The 22,555-nt window shown below is 69.5% G+C and carries 19 protein-coding genes and 1 riboswitch; of the genes, 7 read left to right on the plus strand and 12 right to left on the minus strand.

The genetic code is table 11. The annotated features are described in order from the left end of the window. The first annotated feature begins 87 nt into the window (after window positions 1-87). The 6 genes from paaZ to paaE are packed head-to-tail and all read left to right on the plus strand — an operon-like array spanning window position 88 to window position 5,750. Window positions 88-2,118 carry a phenylacetic acid degradation bifunctional protein PaaZ gene (gene paaZ / locus ED92_RS36705; protein WP_037346625.1) on the plus strand — a complete coding sequence of 677 codons (2,031 nt, stop codon included), beginning with the start codon at window positions 88-90 and terminating at the stop codon, window positions 2,116-2,118. Continuing rightward, window positions 2,115-3,056: a 1,2-phenylacetyl-CoA epoxidase subunit PaaA gene (paaA, locus tag ED92_RS36710; RefSeq protein WP_037346626.1), complete on the plus strand. Its 942-nt coding sequence runs from the start codon at window positions 2,115-2,117 to the stop codon at window positions 3,054-3,056. Before paaZ ends, paaA begins: the two co-directional genes overlap by 4 nt. Continuing rightward, on the plus strand, window positions 3,053-3,337 hold the full coding sequence (gene paaB / locus ED92_RS36715; protein ID WP_037346994.1) for a 1,2-phenylacetyl-CoA epoxidase subunit PaaB: 285 nt from the start codon (window positions 3,053-3,055) through the stop codon (window positions 3,335-3,337). The genes paaA and paaB overlap by 4 nt, the downstream gene beginning before the upstream one ends. A gap of 1 nt (window position 3,338) precedes the next feature. Next, on the plus strand, window positions 3,339-4,196 hold the full coding sequence (gene paaC, locus ED92_RS36720; RefSeq protein ID WP_037346627.1) for a 1,2-phenylacetyl-CoA epoxidase subunit PaaC: 858 nt from the start codon (window positions 3,339-3,341) through the stop codon (window positions 4,194-4,196). Further along, window positions 4,190-4,678, plus strand: a complete 489-nt coding sequence (gene paaD / locus ED92_RS36725) for a 1,2-phenylacetyl-CoA epoxidase subunit PaaD (protein WP_037346628.1) — start codon at window positions 4,190-4,192, stop codon at window positions 4,676-4,678. Before paaC ends, paaD begins: the two co-directional genes overlap by 7 nt. 1 nt (window position 4,679) lies before the next feature. After that, window positions 4,680-5,750, plus strand: coding sequence for a 1,2-phenylacetyl-CoA epoxidase subunit PaaE (paaE, locus tag ED92_RS36730; RefSeq protein WP_037346630.1), 1,071 nt, complete (start codon window positions 4,680-4,682; stop codon window positions 5,748-5,750). A gap of 63 nt (window positions 5,751-5,813) precedes the next feature. Here paaE and ED92_RS36735 read toward each other — a convergent pair whose 3' ends face one another. Beyond that, complete coding sequence (locus tag ED92_RS36735; RefSeq protein ID WP_037346632.1) at window positions 5,814-7,385, minus strand: ABC-F family ATP-binding cassette domain-containing protein; 1,572 nt, start codon at window positions 7,383-7,385, stop codon at window positions 5,814-5,816. Window positions 7,386-8,195: 810 nt separating this feature from the next. Between ED92_RS36735 and ED92_RS36740 the strand changes: the two genes are divergently transcribed. Next, window positions 8,196-9,284: a dihydrofolate reductase family protein gene (locus tag ED92_RS36740; protein WP_037346633.1), complete on the plus strand. Its 1,089-nt coding sequence runs from the start codon at window positions 8,196-8,198 to the stop codon at window positions 9,282-9,284. Between the two features lie 201 nt (window positions 9,285-9,485). Here the strand turns inward: ED92_RS36740 and cobN are convergent, their stop codons facing one another. The 11 genes from cobN to ED92_RS36795 all read right to left on the minus strand — a co-directional run bounded on the left by cobN (window position 9,486) and on the right by ED92_RS36795 (window position 22,540). Further along, window positions 9,486-13,067: a cobaltochelatase subunit CobN gene (gene cobN, locus ED92_RS36745; protein WP_037346634.1), complete on the minus strand. Its 3,582-nt coding sequence runs from the start codon at window positions 13,065-13,067 to the stop codon at window positions 9,486-9,488. 53 nt (window positions 13,068-13,120) lie between these two features. Further along, window positions 13,121-13,193: riboswitch (cobalamin riboswitch) on the minus strand. A 51-nt stretch (window positions 13,194-13,244) separates the two neighbouring features. After that, on the minus strand, window positions 13,245-13,922 hold the full coding sequence (locus ED92_RS36750; protein WP_037346635.1) for a response regulator transcription factor: 678 nt from the start codon (window positions 13,920-13,922) through the stop codon (window positions 13,245-13,247). Then, window positions 13,907-15,349: a HAMP domain-containing sensor histidine kinase gene (locus ED92_RS36755; RefSeq protein ID WP_235213468.1), complete on the minus strand. Its 1,443-nt coding sequence runs from the start codon at window positions 15,347-15,349 to the stop codon at window positions 13,907-13,909. The genes ED92_RS36750 and ED92_RS36755 overlap by 16 nt, the downstream gene beginning before the upstream one ends. Beyond that, on the minus strand, window positions 15,333-15,581 hold the full coding sequence (locus tag ED92_RS36760; protein WP_037346637.1) for a hypothetical protein: 249 nt from the start codon (window positions 15,579-15,581) through the stop codon (window positions 15,333-15,335). The genes ED92_RS36755 and ED92_RS36760 overlap by 17 nt, the downstream gene beginning before the upstream one ends. A gap of 56 nt (window positions 15,582-15,637) precedes the next feature. Next, window positions 15,638-16,792, minus strand: coding sequence for a glycerate kinase (locus tag ED92_RS36765; protein WP_037346638.1), 1,155 nt, complete (start codon window positions 16,790-16,792; stop codon window positions 15,638-15,640). 17 nt (window positions 16,793-16,809) lie between these two features. Then, on the minus strand, window positions 16,810-18,246 hold the full coding sequence (locus ED92_RS36770) for an SLC13 family permease (RefSeq protein ID WP_037346640.1): 1,437 nt from the start codon (window positions 18,244-18,246) through the stop codon (window positions 16,810-16,812). Between the two features lie 225 nt (window positions 18,247-18,471). After that, a complete protein-coding gene (locus ED92_RS36775) occupies window positions 18,472-19,725 on the minus strand; it encodes an HNH endonuclease signature motif containing protein (RefSeq protein ID WP_037346641.1) in 1,254 nt (417 codons plus the stop codon). 165 nt (window positions 19,726-19,890) lie between these two features. Next, the gene (locus tag ED92_RS36780; protein WP_037346643.1) at window positions 19,891-20,541 is read right to left on the minus strand and encodes a Clp protease N-terminal domain-containing protein; all 651 of its coding nucleotides are present in this window, start codon (window positions 20,539-20,541) and stop codon (window positions 19,891-19,893) included. Further along, window positions 20,538-20,783 carry a helix-turn-helix transcriptional regulator gene (locus tag ED92_RS36785; protein WP_005162705.1) on the minus strand — a complete coding sequence of 82 codons (246 nt, stop codon included), beginning with the start codon at window positions 20,781-20,783 and terminating at the stop codon, window positions 20,538-20,540. The genes ED92_RS36780 and ED92_RS36785 overlap by 4 nt, the downstream gene beginning before the upstream one ends. A 3-nt stretch (window positions 20,784-20,786) precedes the next feature. Further along, window positions 20,787-21,638, minus strand: a complete 852-nt coding sequence (locus ED92_RS36790; protein ID WP_037346645.1) for an ABC transporter permease — start codon at window positions 21,636-21,638, stop codon at window positions 20,787-20,789. Beyond that, the gene (locus ED92_RS36795) at window positions 21,635-22,540 is read right to left on the minus strand and encodes an ABC transporter ATP-binding protein (protein WP_037346647.1); all 906 of its coding nucleotides are present in this window, start codon (window positions 22,538-22,540) and stop codon (window positions 21,635-21,637) included. Before ED92_RS36795 ends, ED92_RS36790 begins: the two co-directional genes overlap by 4 nt. Window positions 22,541-22,555 lie beyond the last annotated feature (15 nt).

Here is a 22,555-nt window from a genome sequence, read left to right on the forward strand (position 1 = left end):
TCGGGGGGTTTGCAAGACCCCGGTCAGGAGCTACAGTTGAATTACTGAACGGACGGTCTGTAAATCCACCATGTGAAGGGTCGACCCATGGCATTGCTGCGCAGCTACGTCTCCGGCGGGTGGCACACGGCGGAAAGTGACGGAGTACCGCTGCACGACGCCTCCACCGGCGAAGAGGTCGCCCGGGTCTCGTCCGACGGCATCGACTTCGCCGCCGCGCTGGAGTACGGCCGCCGCGTCGGGGGCCCCGCGCTGCGCGAGCTGACCTTCCATCAGCGTGCCGCGCTGCTGAAGGCGCTGGCCTCCCATCTGCGCGAACATCGCGAGGAGCTGTACGCGCTCTCCGCGCGGACGGGTGCGACCAAGGGCGACTCGATGGTCGACATCGACGGCGGCATCGGCGTGCTGTTCGCCTACTCCAGCAAGGGCAAGCGCGAACTGCCGAACGACACCGTCTACGTCGACGGCAACGTCGAGCCGCTGAGCAAGGGCGGCACCTTCGTCGCCCAGCACATCGCCGTGCCGCTGCGCGGGGTCGCCGTCCAGATCAACGCGTTCAACTTCCCCGTGTGGGGTCCGCTGGAGAAGTTCGCGCCCGCGTTCCTCGCCGGGGTGCCGAGCCTGATCAAGCCGGCCAGCCAGACCGCGTACCTCACCGCGCGGCTGGTCGAGATCATCATCGAATCCGGCATCCTGCCCGAGGGCACGCTGCAGTTCGTCGCGGGCAGCGTCGGCGACCTGCTCGACCACGTCACCGCACAGGATCTCGTGTCGTTCACCGGTTCCGCTTCGACCGCGCAGAAGCTGCGCGCGCACCCCGCGATCGTGCGCAATTCGGTGCGGTTCAACGCCGAGGCCGACTCGCTCAACCTGTCGATCCTCGGCCCGGACGCCAAACCCGGCACCACCGAGTTCGACCTCTACGTCAAGCAGCTGACCACCGAGATGACGGTCAAGGCCGGCCAGAAGTGCACCGCCATCCGCCGCGCCTTCGTCCCCGCCGACCTGCTCGACGACGTCGCCGAAGCCGCGAGCGCACGGCTGGCGAAGACCACCGTAGGAAACCCGACCGCCGAGGGCGTCCGGATGGGTGCCCTGGCCAGCCTGGAGCAGCGCGAGGAGGTCCGGCGGTCGCTCAAGGCGCTGCTGGACGTCGGCACCGTCGTCTTCGGCGACCCGGAGCAGGTCGAGGTGGTCGGCGCGGACGCCGAACGCGGCGCGTTCATCTCACCCGTACTGCTGAAGGCCGACCCGGAGCGCTCCGAGCCGCACGAGGTCGAGGCGTTCGGCCCGGTGTCGACGCTGCTGCCCTACACCTCCACCGAGCAGGTCATCGAGCTCGCCGCCCGCGGCGGTGGCAGCCTCGTGGGCTCCGTCGTTTCCGCCGACAAGGAGTTCGTGCGCGAGGTCGTCCTCGGCGTCGCGCCGTACCACGGCCGCCTGCTGGTGCTGGACGCCGAAGACGCCAAGGAATCCACCGGTCACGGTTCCCCGATGCCGCAGCTGGTGCACGGCGGCCCCGGCCGCGCCGGTGGCGGCGAGGAGATGGGCGGCGTCCGCGGCGTGCTGCACCACATGCAGCGCACGGCGGTCCAGGGTTCGCCCGCCGCCCTGAGCACGGTCACCGGCCGCTGGGTCGCGGGTGCGCCGCGCGCCGAAGGCGACGTCCACCCGTTCCGGAAGTCCTTGGCGGAGCTCAAGATCGGCGACTCCGTGGTCGCCGGCCCGCGCACCGTCACCCAGGAGGACGTCGACCACTTCGCCGAGTTCACCGGCGACACCTTCTACGCCCACACCGATCCCGAGGCCGCGGCGGCGAACCCGCTGTTCGGCGGGATCGTGGCGCACGGGTACCTCGTGGTCTCGTTCGCGGCGGGCCTGTTCGTCTCGCCCGAACCCGGCCCGGTGCTGGCGAACTACGGCCTGGAGAACCTGCGGTTCCTCACCCCGGTCAAGGTCGGCGACTCGCTGACCGTGACCTTGACCGCCAAGCAGATCACCCCGCGGATCGACCAGGAGTACGGCGAGGTCCGCTGGGACGCCGACGTCACCAACGCCGACGGTGACTCGGTCGCCAAGTACGACGTCCTCACCCTGGTGGCGAAGGAGCAGTCATGACCGCGACGTTGCCGGAAGAAGACCTCGAACGGCATTTCGAGGCGACGATCGAGCGCGACCAGCGCATCGAACCGCGTGACTGGGTGCCCGAGGGTTACCGCAAGACGATGATCCGGCAGATCGCGCAGCACGCGCATTCGGAGATCATCGGCATGCAGCCCGAGGGCAACTGGATCACCCGCGCGCCTTCCTTGCGGCGTAAGGCGATCTTGCTCGCGAAGGTGCAGGACGAGGCCGGGCACGGGCTGTACCTGTACTCCGCGGCCGCCACGCTCGGCGCCGACCGCGCGGATCTGACCGACAAGCTGATCAACGGCAAGCAGAAGTACTCGTCGATCTTCAACTATCCGACGCTGACCTTCGCCGACGTCGGCGTGATCGGCTGGCTGGTGGACGGCGCGGCGATCTGCAACCAGGTCCCGTTGTGCCGCAGCTCGTACGGGCCGTACGCGCGCGCCATGATCCGCATCTGCAAGGAGGAGTCCTTCCACCAGCGGCAGGGTTACGAACTGTTGATGACCATGATGCGCGGCACCGAGAAGCAGCGCGAGATGGTGCAGGAGGCGGTGAACCGCTGGTGGTGGCCGTCGCTGATGATGTTCGGCCCGCCGGACGCGGATTCGCCGAACACCGCGCAGTCGATGGCGTGGAAGGTCAAGCGGCACACCAACGACGAGCTGCGCCAGCGCTTTGTCGACATGTCAATTCCGCAGGCCGAGGCGCTGGGTGTCACCTTCCCGGACCCGGACCTGAAGTGGAACGCCGAGCGCGGGCACTACGACTTCGGCGCCGTCGACTGGGACGAGTTCAAGAACGTGTTGAAGGGCAACGGCCCCTGCAACGCCCAGCGCGTCGCGCACCGGCGGCGGGCCCAGGAAGACGGCGCGTGGGTGCGGGAAGCCGCCTCGGCGCACGCAGCGAAGAAGGGTTCGCGATGAAACACGACTGGCCGTTGTACGAGGTGTTCGTCCGGGGCAAGCGCGGGCTGAACCACGTGCACGTGGGTTCGCTGCACGCGGCGGACGACGACATGGCGTTGCACCACGCGCGGGATCTGTACACCCGCCGCAACGAGGGCGTGTCGATCTGGGTCGTGCGCGCGTCGGACATCACCGCTTCCTCGCCGGACGAGAAGGACCCGTTCTTCGCGCCCAGCGGCGACAAGGTGTACCGGCACCCGACGTTCTACGAAATCCCCGACAACGTCCCTCACATCTGATATGAGCTTCGACAACGCCTACGAGGCGATCACCGAGGAGAACGACTCCCGCTGGGCCTTCGGCACCGGGTTCGAGGATCCGCTGTCCGGTGTGGACACCACGGTCCCGTCCGGTGTGGACGGTGACAGGCTGGCGGCCTACTGCCTGATGCTCGGCGACGACGCGCTGATCTTCTCGCACCGGCTGCAGGAGTGGTGCACGAACGCGCCCGAACTCGAGGACGAGGTCGCGATCGCCAACATCGCGCTCGACCTGCTCGGCCAGGCCCGGCTGCTGCTGGCCCGCGCGGGCAAGGCCGACGGCAGCGAGCGTTCGGAGGATTCGTACGCCTTCTTCCGGAGCGAGCAGGAGTACCGCAACGTCCGGCTGGCCGAGCTCGAAGGCGGGCACTTCGGGCATCTGATCGCGCGGCTGCTGGTGTTCTCGATCTGGCGGCTCGCTTTGCTGCAACGGCTTCAGTCCTCTGTGGACCCGGTGCTCGCGGCCATCGCGGACAAGGGTGTCAAGGAAGTCGCGTACCACCGCGACTACGCCGCCCAGTGGGCCGTGCGCCTCGGCGACGGTACCGAGCTGTCCCACGCGCGGATGCAGGAAGGCCTCGACGCGGTCTGGCCGTACGTGGACGAGCTTTTCGCGGCGCACGAGGTCGAGTTCGTCGAGTCGCCGTCGCTGCGGCCGGAGTTCGACGCGATCCTGGACCAGGTGCTGGCCGCCGCGACGCTGAAACGTCCCGACGTCGGTGCCCTCGCCGGGGTTTCCGGCCGGATGGGCCGCGACGGCGTGCACACCGAGCGGATGGGCTACCTGCTGGCGACGCTGCAGAGTGTCGCCAGGGAACATCCGGACGCGACATGGTGACCGCGTACGCCGTGGCGGCCACGGTCACCGACCCGGAACTGCCGATGCTCACCCTCGCCGACCTCGGCGTGCTGCGAGAAGTGTCCGAAGAGGACGGTCGGGTGGTCGTCGCGATCACCCCGACCTACACCGGCTGCCCGGCGATGGACACCATGCGCGACGACCTCGTGCACGCGCTGACCGGCGCGGGTTACGGCGAGGTCGAGGTCCGCACGGTGCTGCAGCCGGCCTGGTCCACCGACTGGATCACCGAAGACGGCAAACGGAAACTGGCCGAGGCCGGGATCGCGCCGCCGGGCGCCGCGCCGCGGCGGACCGGGCCGATCCCGCTCACGCTGAGCCCGGCGGTGTCGTCGGTCCGCTGCCCGAACTGTGGTTCCGCGGATACCGAGGAACAGTCCCGGTTCAGCGCGACCGCGTGCAAAGCCTTGCGCCGCTGCCGGTTCTGCCTCGAACCGTTCGAACACGTCAAGGAGATCTAGCGTGACCGCAACCCTGCGCCGCACGGGATTCCACGCCCTGAAGGTGGCGGACGTCCAGCGCCTGTGCGACGACGCCGTCGCGGTGACCTTCGACGTGCCCGAAGAGCTCGCGGACACCTTCCGTTTCAAGGCGGGGCAATCGCTGACCCTGCGCCGCGAGATCGACGGCCGCGACGAGCGCCGGTCGTACTCGATCTGCGCGCCCGTCGGCGCGGCGCCGCGGGTCGGCGTCCGCGAGGTACCGGGCGGGCTGTTCTCGTCGTGGCTCGTGCGCGACGTGAAACCCGGCGACGAGATCGAGGTGGCGCCGCCGACCGGCAACTTCAGCCCCGATCTGGAAGCGGCCGGGCATCACGTGCTGATCGCGGCCGGATCCGGGATCACGCCGGTGTTGTCGATCGCGTCCTCGCTGCTCAGCGACTCCGACGCGACGGTGACCGTGCTCTACGGCAACCGCCGCACGGACACCGTCATGTTCGCCGACGACCTCGCGGATCTGAAGGACCGTTACCCCGCGCGGCTCGAACTCGTCCACGTGCTCTCGCGTGAACCGCGCGAGGCCGAACTGTTCACCGGGCGGCTCGACGCGGAGAAGCTGCGGCGCCTGTGCGGCGTGCTGATCCCGGTCGAGGACGTCGCGCACTGGTGGCTGTGCGGGCCGTTCGAGATGGTGACCGGAGCACAGGAACTCCTGCGCTCGCTGGACGTCGCCGATGAACGCGTGCATCAGGAACTGTTCTATGTGGACACTCCGCCGGAGCCGGTGCATCACGTCGACCCGGCCGTCGTGGGCGCGTCCAGCGAGGTCACGCTGGTGCTCGACGGCCGGTCGACGACGATGACGCTGCCACGCGGGACGTCGGTGCTCGACGGCGCGCAGAAGTTCCGGCCGGATCTGCCGTTCGCCTGCAAGGGCGGCGTGTGCGGCACCTGCCGGGCGAAGATCTGCGACGGCAAGGTGGACATGCGGCGCAACTTCGCGCTGGAAAAGGCCGAAGTCGACGCCGGTTTCGTCCTCACCTGCCAGTCGGTGCCCGTCTCCGATGCCGTCACCGTGGACTTCGACGCCTGACCCACCCCCGCGTTTCGTCCTCTGGATGCGGTACTTGCACGCGCAAGTACCGCATCCAGAGGACTAATTGCGGAGGGGGAGCCACCGGGTGATGCCGATGTCGGCGAGGAACGGCCGGTCGTGGCTCGCCACGATCAGCGTGCCCCGGTAGGCCAGCAGCGCCTCGGTGAGCCGCCGCACGCTCGCCAGGTCGAGGTTGTTCGTCGGCTCGTCGAGCAGCAGGAGCCGCGGCGTGGGCTCGGTCAGCAGCAACGTCGCCAGCGCCGCCCGGAACCGCTCGCCGCCGGACAACGACGCCACCTCGCGGTCGGCCGCCTTGCCCCGGAACAGGAACCGCGCGAGCCTCGCGCGGATCTCGTTGTCCGTGAGCGACGGCGCGATTAGCCGCACGTTGTCCACAATGGACAGGGTGTCGTCCAGCACGTCGATCCGCTGGGGGAGCAGTTTCGCAGGGACGAAGAGCCCCACCTCACCCGACTTCGGCGGCAGCTCGCCGGCGATCGTCCGCAGCAGGGTGGTCTTCCCCGACCCGTTCGGGCCGGTGAGTGCGATCCGCTCGGGGCCCATGACGTGCAGGTCCACCGCCGGCCCGAACCAGGGCACGGCGTCGATCCGGAGCACGTCCGTGCCGCGGGCGACGGTCGTCTCCGGCAGCTCGACGCGGATTTCGGCGTCCTCCCGCACCAGTTCCTCCGCGGCCTTCAGGGCCTCGACGGCGCCTTCCAGCCGGTCGGTGTGCAGGTTCCGGTACTTGCCCGCGGCGATCTGCGCGTCCTCCTGACGTTTGCGCATCCGCACCTTGGGTTCGCGTTTCCGGTCCCACATCTGCTGGCCGTAGCGGGCCCGCCGGGCGAGTTTGATCCCGGCCTCGACCAGCTCCCGCTTCTGCCGTTTGACGTCCGACTCCGCCGCGCGCACATGCCGCCGGGCGGCCTCCTGCGCGACCTCGACGGCGTGTTCGTAGTCCGCGAGGTTGCCGCCGTACAAGGTGACCTCGTGGTCCCGGATCTCGGCGATCCGGTCGACCAGCCGGAGCAGTTCGCGATCGTGCGAGACCACGACGAGGATCCCGCCCCAGCCCGCGACCTCGCGGTGCACGAGTTCACGGGCCCGCAGGTCGAGGTTGTTCGTGGGCTCGTCGAGCAGCAACGCGGCGGGACGGCGCAGCAGCAGGGCGGCCAGCCCGAGCAACGTGAGTTCGCCGCCGGACAGCTCGCCCGCCCGCCGATCCAGGCGGACGGCTGCCAGGCCGAGCCGGTCGAGGATCGCGCGGATGCGTTCCTCGACGTCCCAGTTGTCGCCGATGGTGGCGAAGTGCTCTTCGGTGGCGGAACCGTCCTCGACGGCCCTGATCGCCGCGCGGATCGCGGTGACACCGAGCACGTCGTCGACGCGGCGGCCGGTGTCGAGGACGAGGTTCTGCGGCAGGTAGCCGAGTTCACCCGGTGTGGTGATGGAACCCGTCGTGGGCCGCAGCTCGCCGGCGAGCAGCCTGAGCAACGTGGACTTGCCGGATCCGTTGGTGCCGACCAGGCCGGTGCGGCCGGTGCCGAGGGTGAGCGAAAGGCGGTCGAACGCCGGGGCGCCGTCGGGCCAGGTGAAGGTGACGTCGGAAAGCGTCAAGGAAGAAGACATGAGACTCCCTGCGAAGGAGGTGGATGAGGGCGCAGGTTCGTCTCAGAAGATCACCGTGGCAGGGTAGCTCTTGGGTGGCCGGGTGGCGATCGATTTTCGTGGGCCCGGTCGCAGCTCTGGATCATGCGACCGCAACCACCGTCGCCGATATTCGGCGACACGGGGACGGTCCCTGGTGCCCTGGGCGCTGTCGTCGAATTGCGGCAACGCGGGGGAGTCGGTCATGTGGCTGCGGTTAGCGTCGTGGATTCCGCGGTCGTTGCCGAATTGCGGCAAGGGTCGCCGGTGCGTTCGGCCCTGATTCGGTGCGGGGGTGGTCCCTGGTGTCGGCAGGCGTTGTCGCCGATTTGCGGCAACGGTGCAGGCGTGTCGATCTCGGTCACGTGACGTCGGGCCGGTCCCGGTTCCCGCAGGTGGTCGTTGCCGAATTAAGGTAACGGCCGCCGTGCGGTCGGCCCTGACGCGGCACGGGGGCGGTCCCTGGTGCAGGCAGGCGCTGTCGCCGAATTTCGGTACGCCGAGGGTGTCGTCCTTGGTCACGTGACATCGGACGGTCCCGGGTTCCCGCAGGTGGTCGTTGCCGAATTGCGGTAACGGCCGCCAGGTGCGTCGGCCCTGATGCGGCATCGGGCCGGTCCCCGGTCCCCGGCAGGCGCTGTCGCCGAATCCCGGCAACGGCACCAGGGCGTCGCCCCGACGCGACACCCACCCCCGGCCCAGGCTGTCGCCGAATCCCGGCAACGAACGACCCGCCACAGAGCCCCGAGTCACGACCTGTCCCAAAGACCCGCGAGAGGCATACTGGCGAGCGTGATCGAACGCCCTCATGTCCTGCTCTCCGCCGCGGTCTCGCTCGACGGCTACCTCGACGACGCGAGCGACACCCGGCTGGTGCTGTCGAACCAGGAGGACTGGGCCAGGGTGGACGGCCTGCGCGCCGCGTCGGACGCGATCCTCGTCGGCGCGAACACGGTGCGGGCGGACAACCCGCGGTTGCTGGTGCGTTCGCCGGAGCTCGTGGCGAAAAGGGTCGCGGAAGGACGCCCGGAGCAGCCGGTCAAGGTCACCCTCACCCGGAGCGGGTCACTCGATCCGGCGGCGCAGTTCTTCACCGTCGGCGACACCGAGAAGCTGGTCTACGCGCCGCCCGGCGTCGTCACGGGGGTGAAGGCGACCGTCGCCGAACTGTCCGGCCTGAATGAAATGCTGGCCGATCTCCACGCGCGCGGCATCCGGCGGCTGATGGTCGAAGGCGGCGGCGCGATCCACACCCAGTTCCTCACCGAAGGCCTGGTCGACGAGCTGCATCTGGCCGTCGCGCCGTTCTTCGTCGGCGACCCGAACGCGCCGCGCTTCGTAGGGCCAGGTGCGTACCCGCGCGGGCTGACCTTGGTCGAAAGCACAAGGCTGGGTGACATAGCCGTTCTCGAGTACCACGCGACGCCGGAACCGTCCGATGTGGACATCCGGCACCTGCGCGAGGCCATCGCGCTGGCGGAGAACTGCCCGCCGCGCACGTTCCGCGTCGGCGCGGTGATCACCGCCGCCGACGGCGAAGTGCTCTCCACCGGTTTCTCGGGCGACGGCGATCCCGCCAACCATGCCGAAGAAGCCGCGCTCGCCAAACTCGAACCAGGGGATCCGAGGCTGGCGGAGGCGACGATGTACACGTCACTGGAGCCGTGCAGCTCGCGGACGTCACATCCGCGAAGCTGCACCCAGCTCATCCTCGACGCCGGCATCTCGCGCGTCGTCTTCGCCTGGCGCGAGCCGTCGGTGTTCGTCGACTGCGTCGGCGCCGAGACACTGGAGGCGGCCGGACGCCGGGTGATCGAGGTACCCGCCCTCGCCGCCGACGTCCGCCGCGCGAACACCCATATCCCGGGCGTCCACCTGTGAGCTACTTGCAGGCGTCGCAGCAGCCGCAGCCCTGACCGGTGCACGCCGAGCAGCAACCGTGGCGAAGCACGACCCTCAACAGACGCTTGATCATCGCTGTCCTCCCGATCATTGACGTCCCACCGCCCTTGTCACGCTAAGTTCTGCGCATACGACAGTGGTACCGCCGGGAGTGCCACGGCACTGCTCCAGCGGGTGATGTCACGATTCGAGATCCCCCTCCAGCGATAGGTAGACCTCGCGCAACTGAGCCAAAAGATCGGCGTCCGGCTCCGCCCACAGTCCCCGATCGGCCGCCTCGTTCAGCCGCTCGATGATGCCGCGCAGCGCCCACGGGTTGGCCTGGCGCAGGAACTCCTGGTTGACCTCGTCGAGCACGTAGGACTCGGTGAGCTTCTCGTACATCCAGTCACCGACCACACCCGCGGTGGCGTCGAAACCGAACAGGTAGTCGACCGTCGCTGCCAGCTCGAAAGCACCTTTGTAGCCGTGCTTGCGCATCGCCGCCAGCCAGCGCGGGTTGACCACGCGGGCCCGGAAGACGCGGGCGGTCTCCTCGCCGAGCGTGCGGGTGCGGACGGCGTCCGGGGTGGTGCTGTCGCCGACGTAGGACGCGGGCGCGGTCCCCGTCAGCGCGCGGACCGTCGCGATCATCCCGCCGTGGTACTGGAAGTAGTCGTCGGAGTCGGCGATGTCGTGTTCGCGGGTGTCGGTGTTCTTGGCCGCGACCACGATCCGCTTGTACGAGTTCTCCATGTCCTCGCGCGCCGGCCTGCCGTCGAGGTCGCGGCCGTAGGCGAAGCCGCCCCAGACCGCGTAGACCTCGGCGAGATCCTTATCGTCGCGCCAGTTCCCGGAATCCATCAGCGGCAGCAGGCCCGCTCCGTACGCGCCCGGCTTGGAGCCGAAGATCCTCGTGGTGGCCCGGCGTTCGTCGCCGTGCGCGGCGAGATCCGCGCGGGTGTGGGCCCGCACGAAGTTCTGCTCGTCCGGCTCGTCGAGGTTCGCCACCAGGCGCACGGCGTCGTCCAGGAGGGTGATCACATGCGGGAAGGCATCGCGGAAGAACCCGCTGATCCGCACGGTGACGTCGATCCGCGGACGGCCGAGTTCGGCGAGCGGGATCGCCTCGATCCCGGTGACACGCCGCGAAGCCTCGTCCCAGACCGGCTGGACGCCCAGCAGGGCGAGGACTTCCGCCGCGTCGTCACCCGACGTGCGCATCGCCGAGGTGCCCCAGACCGAGAGGCCGACCGAACGCGGCCAGTCACCCGTGTCCTCCTTGTAGCGGCGGAGAAGCGAGTCCGCGAGCGCCTGTCCGGTCTCCCACGCGAGACGGCTCGGGATGGCCTTCGGGTCGACGGTGTAGAAGTTGCGGCCGGTCGGCAGCACGTTGATCAGGCCGCGCAGGGGAGAACCGCTGGGGCCCGCCGGGATGTAGCCACCGTCGAGCGCGTGGAGCACGGCGTCGATCTCGGCGCCGGTGCCCGCCAGGCGCGGCACGATCTCGGTGGCGGCGAAGGTCAGCACGCGGGCGACCTCCTGGTGTTCCGGCACCTCGGCGACGACTTCGGCGACGGCGGCGGGGGACCAGTCCCTGGCCTCCATCGCCTCGACGAGCGAGCGCGCCGTCTGCTCGATGGCGTCCACTTCGGACAGTGGGGCGTCGCTGTTCTCCTTGAGCCCCAACGCGGACCGCAGACCGGGGACCGCGCCCTGTTTGCCACCCCACATCTGCTGGGCGCGCAGCATGGCGAGCACGAGGTTGATCCGCGCCTCGCCCACCGGCGCGGCGCCGAGGATGTGCAGGCCGTCGCGGATCTGGGCGTCCTTGACCTCGCACAGCCAGCCGTCGATGTGCAGCAGGAAGTCGTCGAACTCCGCGTCGTGCGGGCGTTCTTCGACACCGAGGTCGTGGTCCAGTTTCGCGGCCTGGATCAGCGTCCAGATCTGCGCGCGGACCGCGGGCAGTTTCGCCGGGTCCATCGCGGCGATGTTGGCGTGCTCGTCGAGGAGCTGTTCCAGCCGGGCCATGTCGCCGTAGCTCTCGGCGCGGGCCATCGGCGGGATCAGATGGTCGACGATCGTGGCGTGCGCGCGCCGTTTCGCCTGCGCGCCCTCGCCGGGGTCGTTGATCAGGAACGGGTAGATCAGCGGCAGATTGCCCAGGACGGCGTCCGGCGCGCACGAGTCCGAGAGACCGGCGGTCTTGCCGGGAAGCCATTCCAGCGAACCGTGTTTGCCGAGGTGGACGACGGCGTGCGCGCCGAATTCCTCCTCCAGCCAGCGGTACGCGGCCAGGTAGTGGTGGCTCGGCGGGAGGTCCGGGTTGTGGTAGATCGCGACCGGGTTCTCGCCGAAACCGCGCGGTGGCTGGATCATCAGGATGACGTTGCCGGACTGCAGCGACGCCAGCACGATGTCCCCGTTGTCCACATAGAGTTCGCCGGGCGCCGGGCCCCAGTGCTCCTCCATGCCCTCGCGCAGCTCCGCGGGCAGCTCGGCGAACCACTCGCGGTACTTGTCCGCGGGCACGCGGATCGGGTTGCCGGACAGCTGTTCCTCGGTGAGCCACTCCGGATCCTGGCCGCCCGCGGCGATGAGCGCGTGGATCAGCGCGTCGCCGTCGGGCTGGTCGGTGCCGGTGGGCTCGACGCCGGGGAACGGATCCTCGCCGAGGTCGTAACCCTGGTCCCGCATGCGGCGCAACAGTTCGATCGCGGACGCGGGCGTGTCGAGGCCGACGGCGTTGCCGACGCGGGAGTGCTTCGTCGGGTACGCGGACAGCATCAGCGCGATCCGGCGTTCCGGCGGGGGAGTGTGGCGCAGCCGCGCGTGCGCGAGCGCGATCTTGGCGACCCGCGAAGCGCGCTCGGCGTCCGGCACGTACTTGGGGAGGCCGTCGTCGTCGATCTCCTTGAACGAGAACGGGACGGTGATGAGGCGGCCGTCGAACTCGGGGACGGCCATCTGGTTGCCCGCGTCGAGCGGCGAGAGGCCGTCGTCGTTCGCGGACCAGGTCTCGCGGTCGCTGGTCAGGCACAGTGCCTGCAGGATCGGGATGTCGAGCGCGGCCATCTCGGCGACGTCCCACGCCTCGTCGTCGCCACCGGCGCCGACCTCGGACGGGCGGGTGCCGCCGGCGGCCAGCACGGTGACCAGGAGCGCGTCGGCCTTGGCCAGTTCGGCCATCATCTCCGGCTCGCGGGTGCGCAGGGAGGCGCAGTGGATGGGGAGCGCGCGGCCCCCGGCGTCCTCGACGGCGTCGGCGAGGGCGTGGACGAACTCGGTGTTCCCGGACAGGTGATGCGCCCGGTAGTAGAGGATCGCGACGACCGGACCCTCGGTGCTCTTCGGTTCGCGCTCCAGGACACCCCACAGCGGCTGCACGGCGGGCGGCTCGAAGCCGTCACCGGTGAGCAGGAGGGTGTCGCTCAGGAACCGGTGCAGCTGGGTGAGGTTGGCCGGGCCGCCCTGCGCGAGATACGCGTGCGCCTCCGCCGCCGTGCCCGCCGGGACGGTGGACAGCTTCATGAGCTGCGCGTCCGGCGTCTGCTCACCGCCGAGGACCACCACGTGCGCGCCGCTCGCGCGGACCGTGTCGAGCCCCTCCTGCCAGCTGCGCTCGGAGCCGAGGATCCGGACGACGACGATGTTCACGCCGTCGAGCAGGGCGGGCAGCTCGGCGAGGTCGAGGCGGGCCGGGTTGGCCAGCCGGTACTCGGCTTCGCTGGAGCGGGCGCTGAGCAGGTCGGTGTCCGAAGTGGACAGAAGCAGGATCACGGCAGTCCTCACTCGGGGTGTCCGCGCCCCGGGTCGGGTGGTCGCGACGGCCGGAGTTCCTGGCTCCCCTCCCGTGCCGGGAGGGTGACAGTGGCGGGACCGCCCCGGACTTTCACCGGGTTCCTCCCTCTGCCGTCGCATGGGTCGAGTTCACTCTCCGGTGCGCTCCGGCGGGAGTCAAGGTGATGTGTGACCGGGGTCGAACGCGTACCCCATCCCGCGTGCGGTGCGGATGTGGCCCGCCCCGATCTTGCGGCGCAAGGTGCGGACGTAGACGTCGACGATGTTGGAGCCCGGGTCGAAGTCGTACCCCCACACGTGGGAGAGGATCTGCTCACGGGTCAGCACCTGGCCCTGGTGCCGGATGAACAGCTCCAGCAGGGCGAACTCGCGCGAGGTCAGGTCGACGCCGGTGCCGTCGACGTCCGCGCGGCGCGTGCGCAGATCCAGCGACAGCGGGCCCGCGTGCAGCACCGTGGTCTCGGCGACGAGTTCGGTGCGGCGCAGGCGGAGCCGGATCCTGGCCAGCAGCTCGTCGAAGCGGAACGGTTTGGCCATGTAGTCGTCGGCGCCGCCCTCCAGCCCGGCCAGGGTGGTCTGCGGCGAATCGTGCGCGGTGAGGATCACCACCGGGGTGGTGTTGTGGTGTTCGCGCAGCGTCCGCAGCACGGACAGGCCGTCGCGGGAGGGCAGGCCGAGGTCGAGTACCAGCAGGTCGTAGCCGTCACCGAGGGCGTACTGGAGGGCCTGCTCACCGTCCGCGACGACTGTGGTGGTGAAGCCGTTGGCGATGAGCCCTTTGCGGACGAACGAGGCGATGCGCTCCTCGTCTTCGGCGATCAGGATACGGGCCACGGCGTGCCTCCTTCGGCTGAACGGACCGGGATTTCGATGGTGAACCGGGCACCGTGCCCCGGCGCGGATTCCAGGCGCACCAGGCCGTGCTGCGCCTCGGCGATGGCGCGCACGATCGCCAGCCCGAGCCCGGCCCCGCTCCGATGGCCGCCCGACGGCCCCCGGTTGAACCGCTGGAAGATCTTCTCGGCGTCCTCCCTCGGCACTCCCGGGCCGTGGTCGGCCACCCAGAACGACACGGTGTCCTCGGTGACGGCCGAGCCGATCAGGACCTCGTCGCCGTCTTCGGTGTGCTGGACGGCGTTCTGGGCCAGCTGCACCACGGCCTGGGTCGTGCGCTGCTCGTCGAGCGGCACCTGGCCCTCGCCGAGCGCCTCCAGCCGCCAGCGCCGATCGCCGATGGTGCGGACCTTGGCGTAAAGATCGCTGGTCAGCTCGGTGACGTCGGTGGGAGCCAGGGTGACGAAGTCGGGCTGCTCGGCCTTCGCCAGCAGCAGGAGATCGCCGACGATGCGGTTCATCCGGTCCAGTTCGTCGACGCACAGCCGGATCGCCTCGGCCCGCGCGACCGGGTCGTCGTCGAGCAGTTCGAGATGGCCGAGCACGATCGTGATGGGTGTCCGCAGTTCGTGGCCGGCGTCGTCGAGGAAGCGCCGCTGGGTGGCGAACGCGAGGTCGAGCCGGTCGAGCATGGCGTTGAACTGTTCGGCGAGCGCGGCGACGTCGTCACGGCCGTCCACCGGGATGCGGCGGGTCAGGTCGTGTTCGGTGATCTCGGCGGCGGCGCGGCGCACCAGCCGCACCGGGGCGAGGATCTGCCCGGCGACCAGCCACGCCGCGGCCCCGGCCAGGACGAGCCCCAGCAGCCCGACGAACAGCAGGGTCCGCACGGTGGTGGCGATCTCGGCGCGGTCGCGGTCCACGAAGTAACCGACGACGAACGAACCGCGGTCACCCTCTCGGGTGCCGGACGCGTCGACCCGGATCCAGCGCATCTCCCCGGCGGGGGTCTCGACGCTGCCGCTGCGCGCCGGGTCGGCGAGGATCGGATCCAGCACCGCCGGGCTCTCGCCCAGCCGGAACGGTTCCTCGCGGTCCTGCAGGATCGGCCCGGATGACGGCGTCCAGGCCAGCACCACTTCGTCGTCGTCGACGTACTGGCGGCGCAGATGCGCCGAAAGCGCGGACCGCACGTCCGGGAACGGCTGCCCGGTGGCGCGGTCCACCCCCTCGGCCAGCACCTGGCCGAGTTCGGCGGCCTCCTGCTCGAGCGCGGCGTTGACGTCGCTGTCGACCTCACGCAGCAACAGGTTGTACGTGACCAGCGTCGTCGACACCGTCACCACGGCGACGAGCAGCAGCAGCCAGCCCATGATCCGGACGCGCGCGGGGATCGCCCGCATCCTGGTTTCAGTCGTCGTCGGCACCGTCGTCGTCCTGGTCGTCGCCGGGCGGGACCACCGGGGGCGGTGGCACGACCACCGGCGTGGAACTGCTCGGCGGAGGGGGCTGGGTGGTCGACGTCGGATGTTCCTTCAGTTTCACCTCGATCGGCGCCTGCGGTGCGGGCGGCTCCGGCCATGCCCAGGTGACCGCGGCCGCACCGAGCGGGAGTGCCACGGCGGCGATGAGCAGGGCGATACGCGGCGAACGGGCCATGGCTCCACCCTTCCGGTCGTCGATGTGGCGAAGATGAGGACAAGATGAAGGAATCTTCACATAACGGGCGCGGACAGGCGGGTGCCGACCAGCACCATCCGCAGCAACCGTTCGGCGGCGTCGGTGAGGAACTCCGCGCCGCGCAGGATCGCCTCGTCCAGATCCACCGGACCGGGCTGGATGGCCTGGAAGGCGTCGATGCCGACCGCGTAGGTGGTGTCGGCGTCCATGCCGATCCGCCCGGCGAGCGCGACCACCGGCTTGCCGTGCGCCTTGGCCCGGCGCGCGACCTCGGCGGGCACCTTCCCGTGCGGGGTCTGGGCGTCGATCGTGCCCTCGGCGGTGACCACGAGATCGGCCGCCGCCAGTCGCGTGTCGAGGTCGACGTGGTCCAGCAGCACCTCGAAGCGTGGCAGCAGCCGGGCTCCCAGCGCCGCGCACAGCCCCGCGCCGAGACCGCCGGAAGCACCCGATCCGGGGACGAGCGCGACGTCGGCGCCCAGATCGCGGCGCAGGACGTCGGCCCAGTTGTCGAGCGCCGCCGACAGCCGCTCCACCTGCTCGGGAGTGGCGCCCTTCTGCGGGCCGAACACCCTGGCGACGCCGCGGGGGCCGCACAGGACGTTGTGCGGGTTGACCGCCAGCCGGAGTTCGGTGCCCGCGAGTCTCGGATCGAGTCCGGACACGTCGATGTGCCGGGCCCGCGCCAGCTCCGCCCCGCCGGGCCCCACCTCCTGACCGGCGCGATCGAGCACCCGGGCACCCAGCGCCTGGAGCGCCCCGGCCCCGCCGTCGGACACGCCGGAATCGCCACACCCGACGAGCACCGACGAACAACCCGAGTCGAGCGCGGCGATCATCAGCTCGCCGACGCCCCGGCTGGTGGTGCGCCCGGGATCGCGCCGATCGGCGGGCACCAGGCGAAGCCCCGCGGCCGCTGCCATCTCGACCACCGCCGTCGACCCGTCGCCGAGGATCGCGAAATGGGAGCGCACCGGCAGCCCGACCGGACCGGTGACGACGGTGTCCACGATCTTCCCGCCGGTGCTCCCGGCCAGGGCCGCGGCCGACCCCTCGCCGCCGTCCACGAGCGGGACGCGGTCGATCTCCGCGAACGGGACGACCCGCAGCACGCCCTCGGCGATGGCGTCGGCGGCGGCTTCGGCACCGAGACTTTCCTTGAACCCACTGGGGGCGACGACGATCCGCATGACTTCCTCCTGGTGGTTCACGGGATGAGCGAGAGGCCGAGGCGCGGCCAGACGAGCAAGGCGAAGACGGCGACGACGACCACGTGCAGCGGCGCGAGCACTTTCGAAAGCCGGAGCAGGTCGCGGGACGAATAGGTCGGCACGCCGTCGATGTCGGAGAAGAGGGCGACGGGTTTCGCGGACGAGGTGAGGGTGTGGCAGAACCCCGCCGCCGCGGTGGAGGCGAACACCGCCGCGGCCGGGGCCAGCCCGGTGGCCGCCGCGAGCGGGATCACCACCGGCACCAGCACCGAAGACCGCGCCGAGCGGGACTGCACCGCCAGATGCGCGGCCGTGCTCACCACGATCACCGCCGCCAGCACCACCCACGCCGGCGCACCCCGGACGGGACTCAAGGCCACGTCCGCCACCCACGCCGCCGCGCCCGACCCCACCAGCGCGCCGCCCAGCGCGGCCGTCGCGGCGGTGAAGAGCAGCAACGACCACGGCACGCTCTTCAGGGCCGTACCCGTGGTGACCCGATGCGGTGGCACGCACATCGCCAAAGCGCCGACGAGCCCGACCAGCGCGGGCGGTAGTCCGTGCCACGGCTCGGTGCACCACAGCACCAATACGGCCCCGATGGTGACCGCCGCGAACCGTTCCGTCCGGGTCCACGGTCCTCGCGTGGGGAACCTGGAGCGCAGGTCGAACCGCTCACGACGGTCTTCGCGGGTGGTGAACAACCGCAAGACGACCTCGGCCGCGAGATGGGACGAGACCACCGCCAGCGGCAGGCCGAGCAACAGCCAGCGCAGGAAGCCGATGCCGTCGCCGGTCGCTTCACGCAGGAGCTGGTCGGCCACCAGATGCGCGCCCGCGCCGATGAGCGTCGAGACCGCCGACAGCAGCACCACCGTCGGGAACAGCACCGAGAGCGCCTTGACCATCCGCGGGAGTGCGCTCGCCAAGGCGGTGAACACCGGCACGGCCAGCGCCGCCCGCCCCGACGTCGAGGGGACCACCAGCGACGAGACCACCACCGCGACCGTCGACAGATGCGCCAGCCCGCGCACCGATCGCGCCCGCGCCGGGACCACGGCCACGAACCGGTCGACCAGTCCTGAAGCGGTCAGCCCCGCCGCCAGCACGAACGCCGCGATCAGCAGCCACACCAGATCCGCGCCGAGGGTGGCGAACAGGTCGGCGGGCGCCAGCACCCCTGCCACGGCGAGGACGGCCACCGCCGCCAGCGCGATCCAGGTGTCGTCCAGGCTGGTCAGGATCCAGGCGCCCACTGCCGCGGCGAAGACGGCCAGGACCAGTGCGCCCTGCCATCCCGGTCCGCCGGGTACGAGCGCGGTGCTCAGCGCCGGGATGGCTGCTGTGGGGATCAGCCATGCCTTGGTGTGCTTGGGTTTTCCGGGGTTGGTGGGTTTTCTCTGTGGGCTGGTCGTGTAGGTGTAGGCGGTCACGGTGATGAGCTTGTGACTCGCTTCTGAATCGTCCGTTAAGGACGGATGAGGAGGTCTTCATGTTGGCTTGGCGGCTGTTGCCGTGCGGCGGGTAGGTCGTGACTGGTCCAGTGGTGATGGACTGTGTGGGTTTTGGGACGTCAGATGTCCCGAAACCCACACAGTCGCCGACTGCGGGCATGACGAAGGGCCCGTCGCCGGCGTGGCCGACGGGCTCTTCGGGGTTCAGACGTGGTGCAGGGTGTTGCGTCGGGGTTTTCGGAGTGGGTCCCGGTATTGGGGTGGAATGAACTCCGGTAGGCCGTCAGCGGCCATCCGGACTTGCCAGTCACCGTGGTGAATCAGGCGATGATGGAAGCCACACAGGAGGACTAGGTTCCGGAGATCAGTTGGTCCGCCGTCTGCCCAGTGGTGAATGTGGTGGGCGTGGCAGTTCTTAGGTTTCCGGTGACACCCGGGGAATGCGCAGCCACCATCGCGGATGTTGAGTGCACGTCTTTGGCCTGGGGTGACGAATCTTCGGAGGCGTCCCATATCCAGAGGTTCACCTGAGGCACCCATGACCACTGGCAGCATGAGGCAATCGCAGGCCGCGAGCCGGGCTTCGCGGGCGGTCATCGTTCCCACGTAGTCGAGGCAGGCGGTGCCGAGGCCGGATTTGAGTTCCTCGAGTCCGATGGTGACGTGGACGAGGGTCCGGTAGCCGCTGGTCCCGGGCTGGTCGGGGCAGGCGATCGCCAGATCGAGCAACTCGGCCCAGGCGTCTCCCATGCGTTCGCACTTCATCCGCAGATCCGCCTGGCCGAACTCGTCCACTGGCCGTGGCTGGGCGTGTGCTTCCAGGGCGGCGGCGGTGCGGGCCCCGGTCTCGTCGTCCAGGAGGCCGGTGAGTTTCCAGAACCCGTCTTTGCGGCGTTCCAGGGTGATTTCGCGGCGTGGTTCTTTGGGTTCGGGGTCTTTGGGTTCGTTTCCGTCGGGGTTGAGCCAGTCCTGCAGTTTCGCTTCGGCGTTGGCGAGTTGGCGGGGTCCGGCGTTCGGGGCAAGCTCGGCCAGGATCTTCTCCGCGCTCTCCCGATCCTCGGCAGAAGTATCGGCAGGGAGCCGTTTCAAGATCTCCAGGATCTGATCGATCCGTTCATCCCCGACCAATCCCTGAGCGGCGACCGCAGCGGTGGCGGGAGCGACCGGCGGAACCTCCGTGCCATCCAAAGCCCGCGTCGGATTCAACGCGATCGCCCGCTTCACCACCGCACCCGCCTCGCCCCGAGACAACCCCGCAATCTCCGCGAACCAGCTCGCCGTGCTGCCGTGCCCGTACAAGTCTTTGACGCCACGAGACTCGATCTCCGCCAGGAACCGCCCTAAGCAGGCGGTCGCTATCCGGATCACCTGCAACGACTGCTGCACACCATGCGCAAGCTCCAGCTTGCCAGCGCGCCACAACTCCTGCGGCAACTCGGGGAGAAAGGTCTCGGACACCCCTCCATAATACCCGAAGAAATCGAACTTGTGTTCGTAATTTTAAGCAACAAGCCAACTCGCGCCGACAACACTGAAGGGTGAAGCAGTCGACAACGCCGAATCACCCTGGGCAACCCTCGCATTTAGTCGACTAAATGCGAGGAACCCCACGCAATTAGTCGGCTAAATGCGGCGAAGGGCGGCGACCTCGGCCCGCAGCGAAACGACCGCCTCGGCCAGATCCACCGGATCGACGGTGGCCGCCCATTCCCGGATGAGCACGGATCGCCGCCGCTCGACCTCTTTCTCCTTGTCGCGGATGAGGCCAGCCTGGGCGTACTCCTGCGCATCGACGGCCACTTCCTTGCGTCGCCGATATTCGGCGATCTCGGAAGTCAGCGCCTCGATCTCAGCGGGCGGATCCGCAGGGCGGCACGCAACGGAACTTCCCCAGACGGCGTTCTCATCCAGAAAGGGAGCCCAGATCCGCGCATAAGCCTCCCGCACCCGCTCCTCGGTCACCCCGTGTTCGCCCAGGACGCGAGCCGCTCCGCCCCCGGCGGCCAGCAGGCCGACGACCAGCTCCACCAAACCCGAGGACCGCGGCACGTCAAGGACTTCGGTCGTGACCGGATAACCGTCGACGGTCCCGGCGGCAGGCGACGAAGGAGCTTTCTCCAGTTGCCCCACAAGGACATCGCGAGAGATCCCCAAAGCATCCGGGAGAGCGTGTCCGACGCCGTCGTCGAAGACGGCGAGCAGAAGTTCCTCGCCCCCGATGCGATCGCGCCCCAGCCGGACCGCGTGCGCGTGCGCCCGCTCCAGCAGGCTCACGCCGACCGCTCCGACGAAGAGTCCCCGATCCGCGGGAAAGGGGCGGTGGAGAAGATGATCTCCACCGCCACCTCGAAGAACTCCGCGATCCGCAGGGCGAGGTAGAGGCTCGGGCTGTACTCGCCGCGTTCGAGGTAGCCGATGGTCTGGTAGTGCACGCCCAGCGCATCGGCGAGTTCGCGGCGGGAAATGCCCCGTTCCGCCCGCAACATCGCGATCCGGTTGTAAACGACCTCGCTCATGAGCTAGCCAATTCGCTGCATCGCCTTTTCCCGTCGTGCCGCCACCGAGGACCCGGACTCGCGCCGCGCCATGCGCCGCAGGACGACCGGGGCCAGCGTCAATCCGATCACGGCCCACACCGACAGCACGCCGAGGGTCTCCCAAGGCCGCCAGGACTGGCCGATCTCGATGGCCACCGTCGAGTCCGGCAGCAGCGCCGACCGCATGCCGAGGCCGAGCCAGTACATCGGGAACACCTGCCCGAGGTACTGCAGCCATTCCGGCAGCGCGGTGATCGGGTAGAAGATCCCCGAGATCGCGCCGATCCCCAGTGTCGGCAGCATGATCAGTCCGATGCTGCGCGCGTTCGAGGTCAGCGAGCCGAAGATCGCGCCGATCGGCATGGTGGCGAGCAGGCCGAGCACCAGCACCCACAGCAGGCCCAGCCACGACGTCAGCCCGCCGGGCGCGATGCCGTCGAACAGGATCAGGCTGGGGATCAGTACCAGCAGCATGCCGATGACGGTGCTCATCGACACCGTGACGACCTTGCCGACGAGGTAGCCGATCATCCCGTTCGGGGTGGCCTTGGCGCGCAGGAGCGTGCCGTCCTCACGTTCGACGGCGAGGACTCCCGCCATCCCGAGCATGCCGGTGAACACGATCGACGCGCCCAGCACGCTCGGCACGGTGGCGGCGCCGAGCGAGAACTCCATGCCCGGCAATTTCGCGTCGCGCATGAAGAACATGACGATCACGAAGATCGCCGGGTAGAGGAAGGTGTTGAAAAGGTCTTCCCAGTTGGTCATCATCTGGCGGGCCTCGAGCCAGCCGCGCCGGAAGCCCAGCCGGACACTGTGCTGGATCGTGTTCATCGCGCGCCCACCGCCTCCAGGGATTCGGCCTTGCGGACCAGGGTCATGTACGTGTCTTCGAGCGACGCCCGCCGGACCTCCAGATCGCCGATGGCGTCCCCGTGCTGTTTGAACAGTTCGTGCACGTACTTAGTCGATTCGGTCGTGGAGTGCACGAACCGCTGGCCGTCCAGCGTCCAGCGCACCTCGGCCTCGCCGGCGATCTGCCTGCTCAGCGCGTCGGCCGAACCGTCGGCCACGATGCGGCCGTGGTTCAGGATCAGGATCCGGTCGGCCAGCTTCTCGGCCTCGTCGAGGTCGTGCGTGGTCAGCAGGATCGTCGTGTCGTCGTCATCGGTCAGCCGGTGCACGAGTTCGTGGAACTCGCGCCGCGCCTCCGGGTCCAGTCCGGCGGTCGGCTCGTCGAGGAACAGCAGTTCCGGGCGGCCGACGATGCCGATCGCGACGTCGAGCCGTCGCCGCTGTCCGCCCGAGAGCATCCGGACCTTCTTGTCCGCGTGCGCGGTCAGGCCGACCGCGGCGACCAGTTCGTCCGGATCCCACGGCCGCCTGATGCGATCCGTGGAGTACGGCGCGTAGTAGCCGCCCAGGTGCTCCAGCAGCTCGCGCACCCGCCATTTCGCGTGGTCACGCCAGGCCTGGAGGACGACCCCCAGCCGCGCCCTCCAGTTCTCGTCGGCGTGCGCCGGGTCGACGCCCAGCACGCTGACCTCGCCCTCCGACCGCATCCGGAAGCCTTCGAGGATCTCGATCGTCGTGGTCTTGCCCGCCCCGTTCGGGCCGAGCAGGCAGATCACCTCGCCGCGGTGGGCGGTGAAGTCGACGCCGTGGAGGACGTCGTTCGTGCCGTACCGCATCCGGAGATCTTTGACGGAGATCATCACGTCGTGTGGATCTCTCATTTGGTCACCCCCATC

This window comes from Amycolatopsis sp. MJM2582 (assembly GCF_000754115.1).
GTDB lineage: Bacteria > Actinomycetota > Actinomycetes > Mycobacteriales > Pseudonocardiaceae > Amycolatopsis > Amycolatopsis japonica.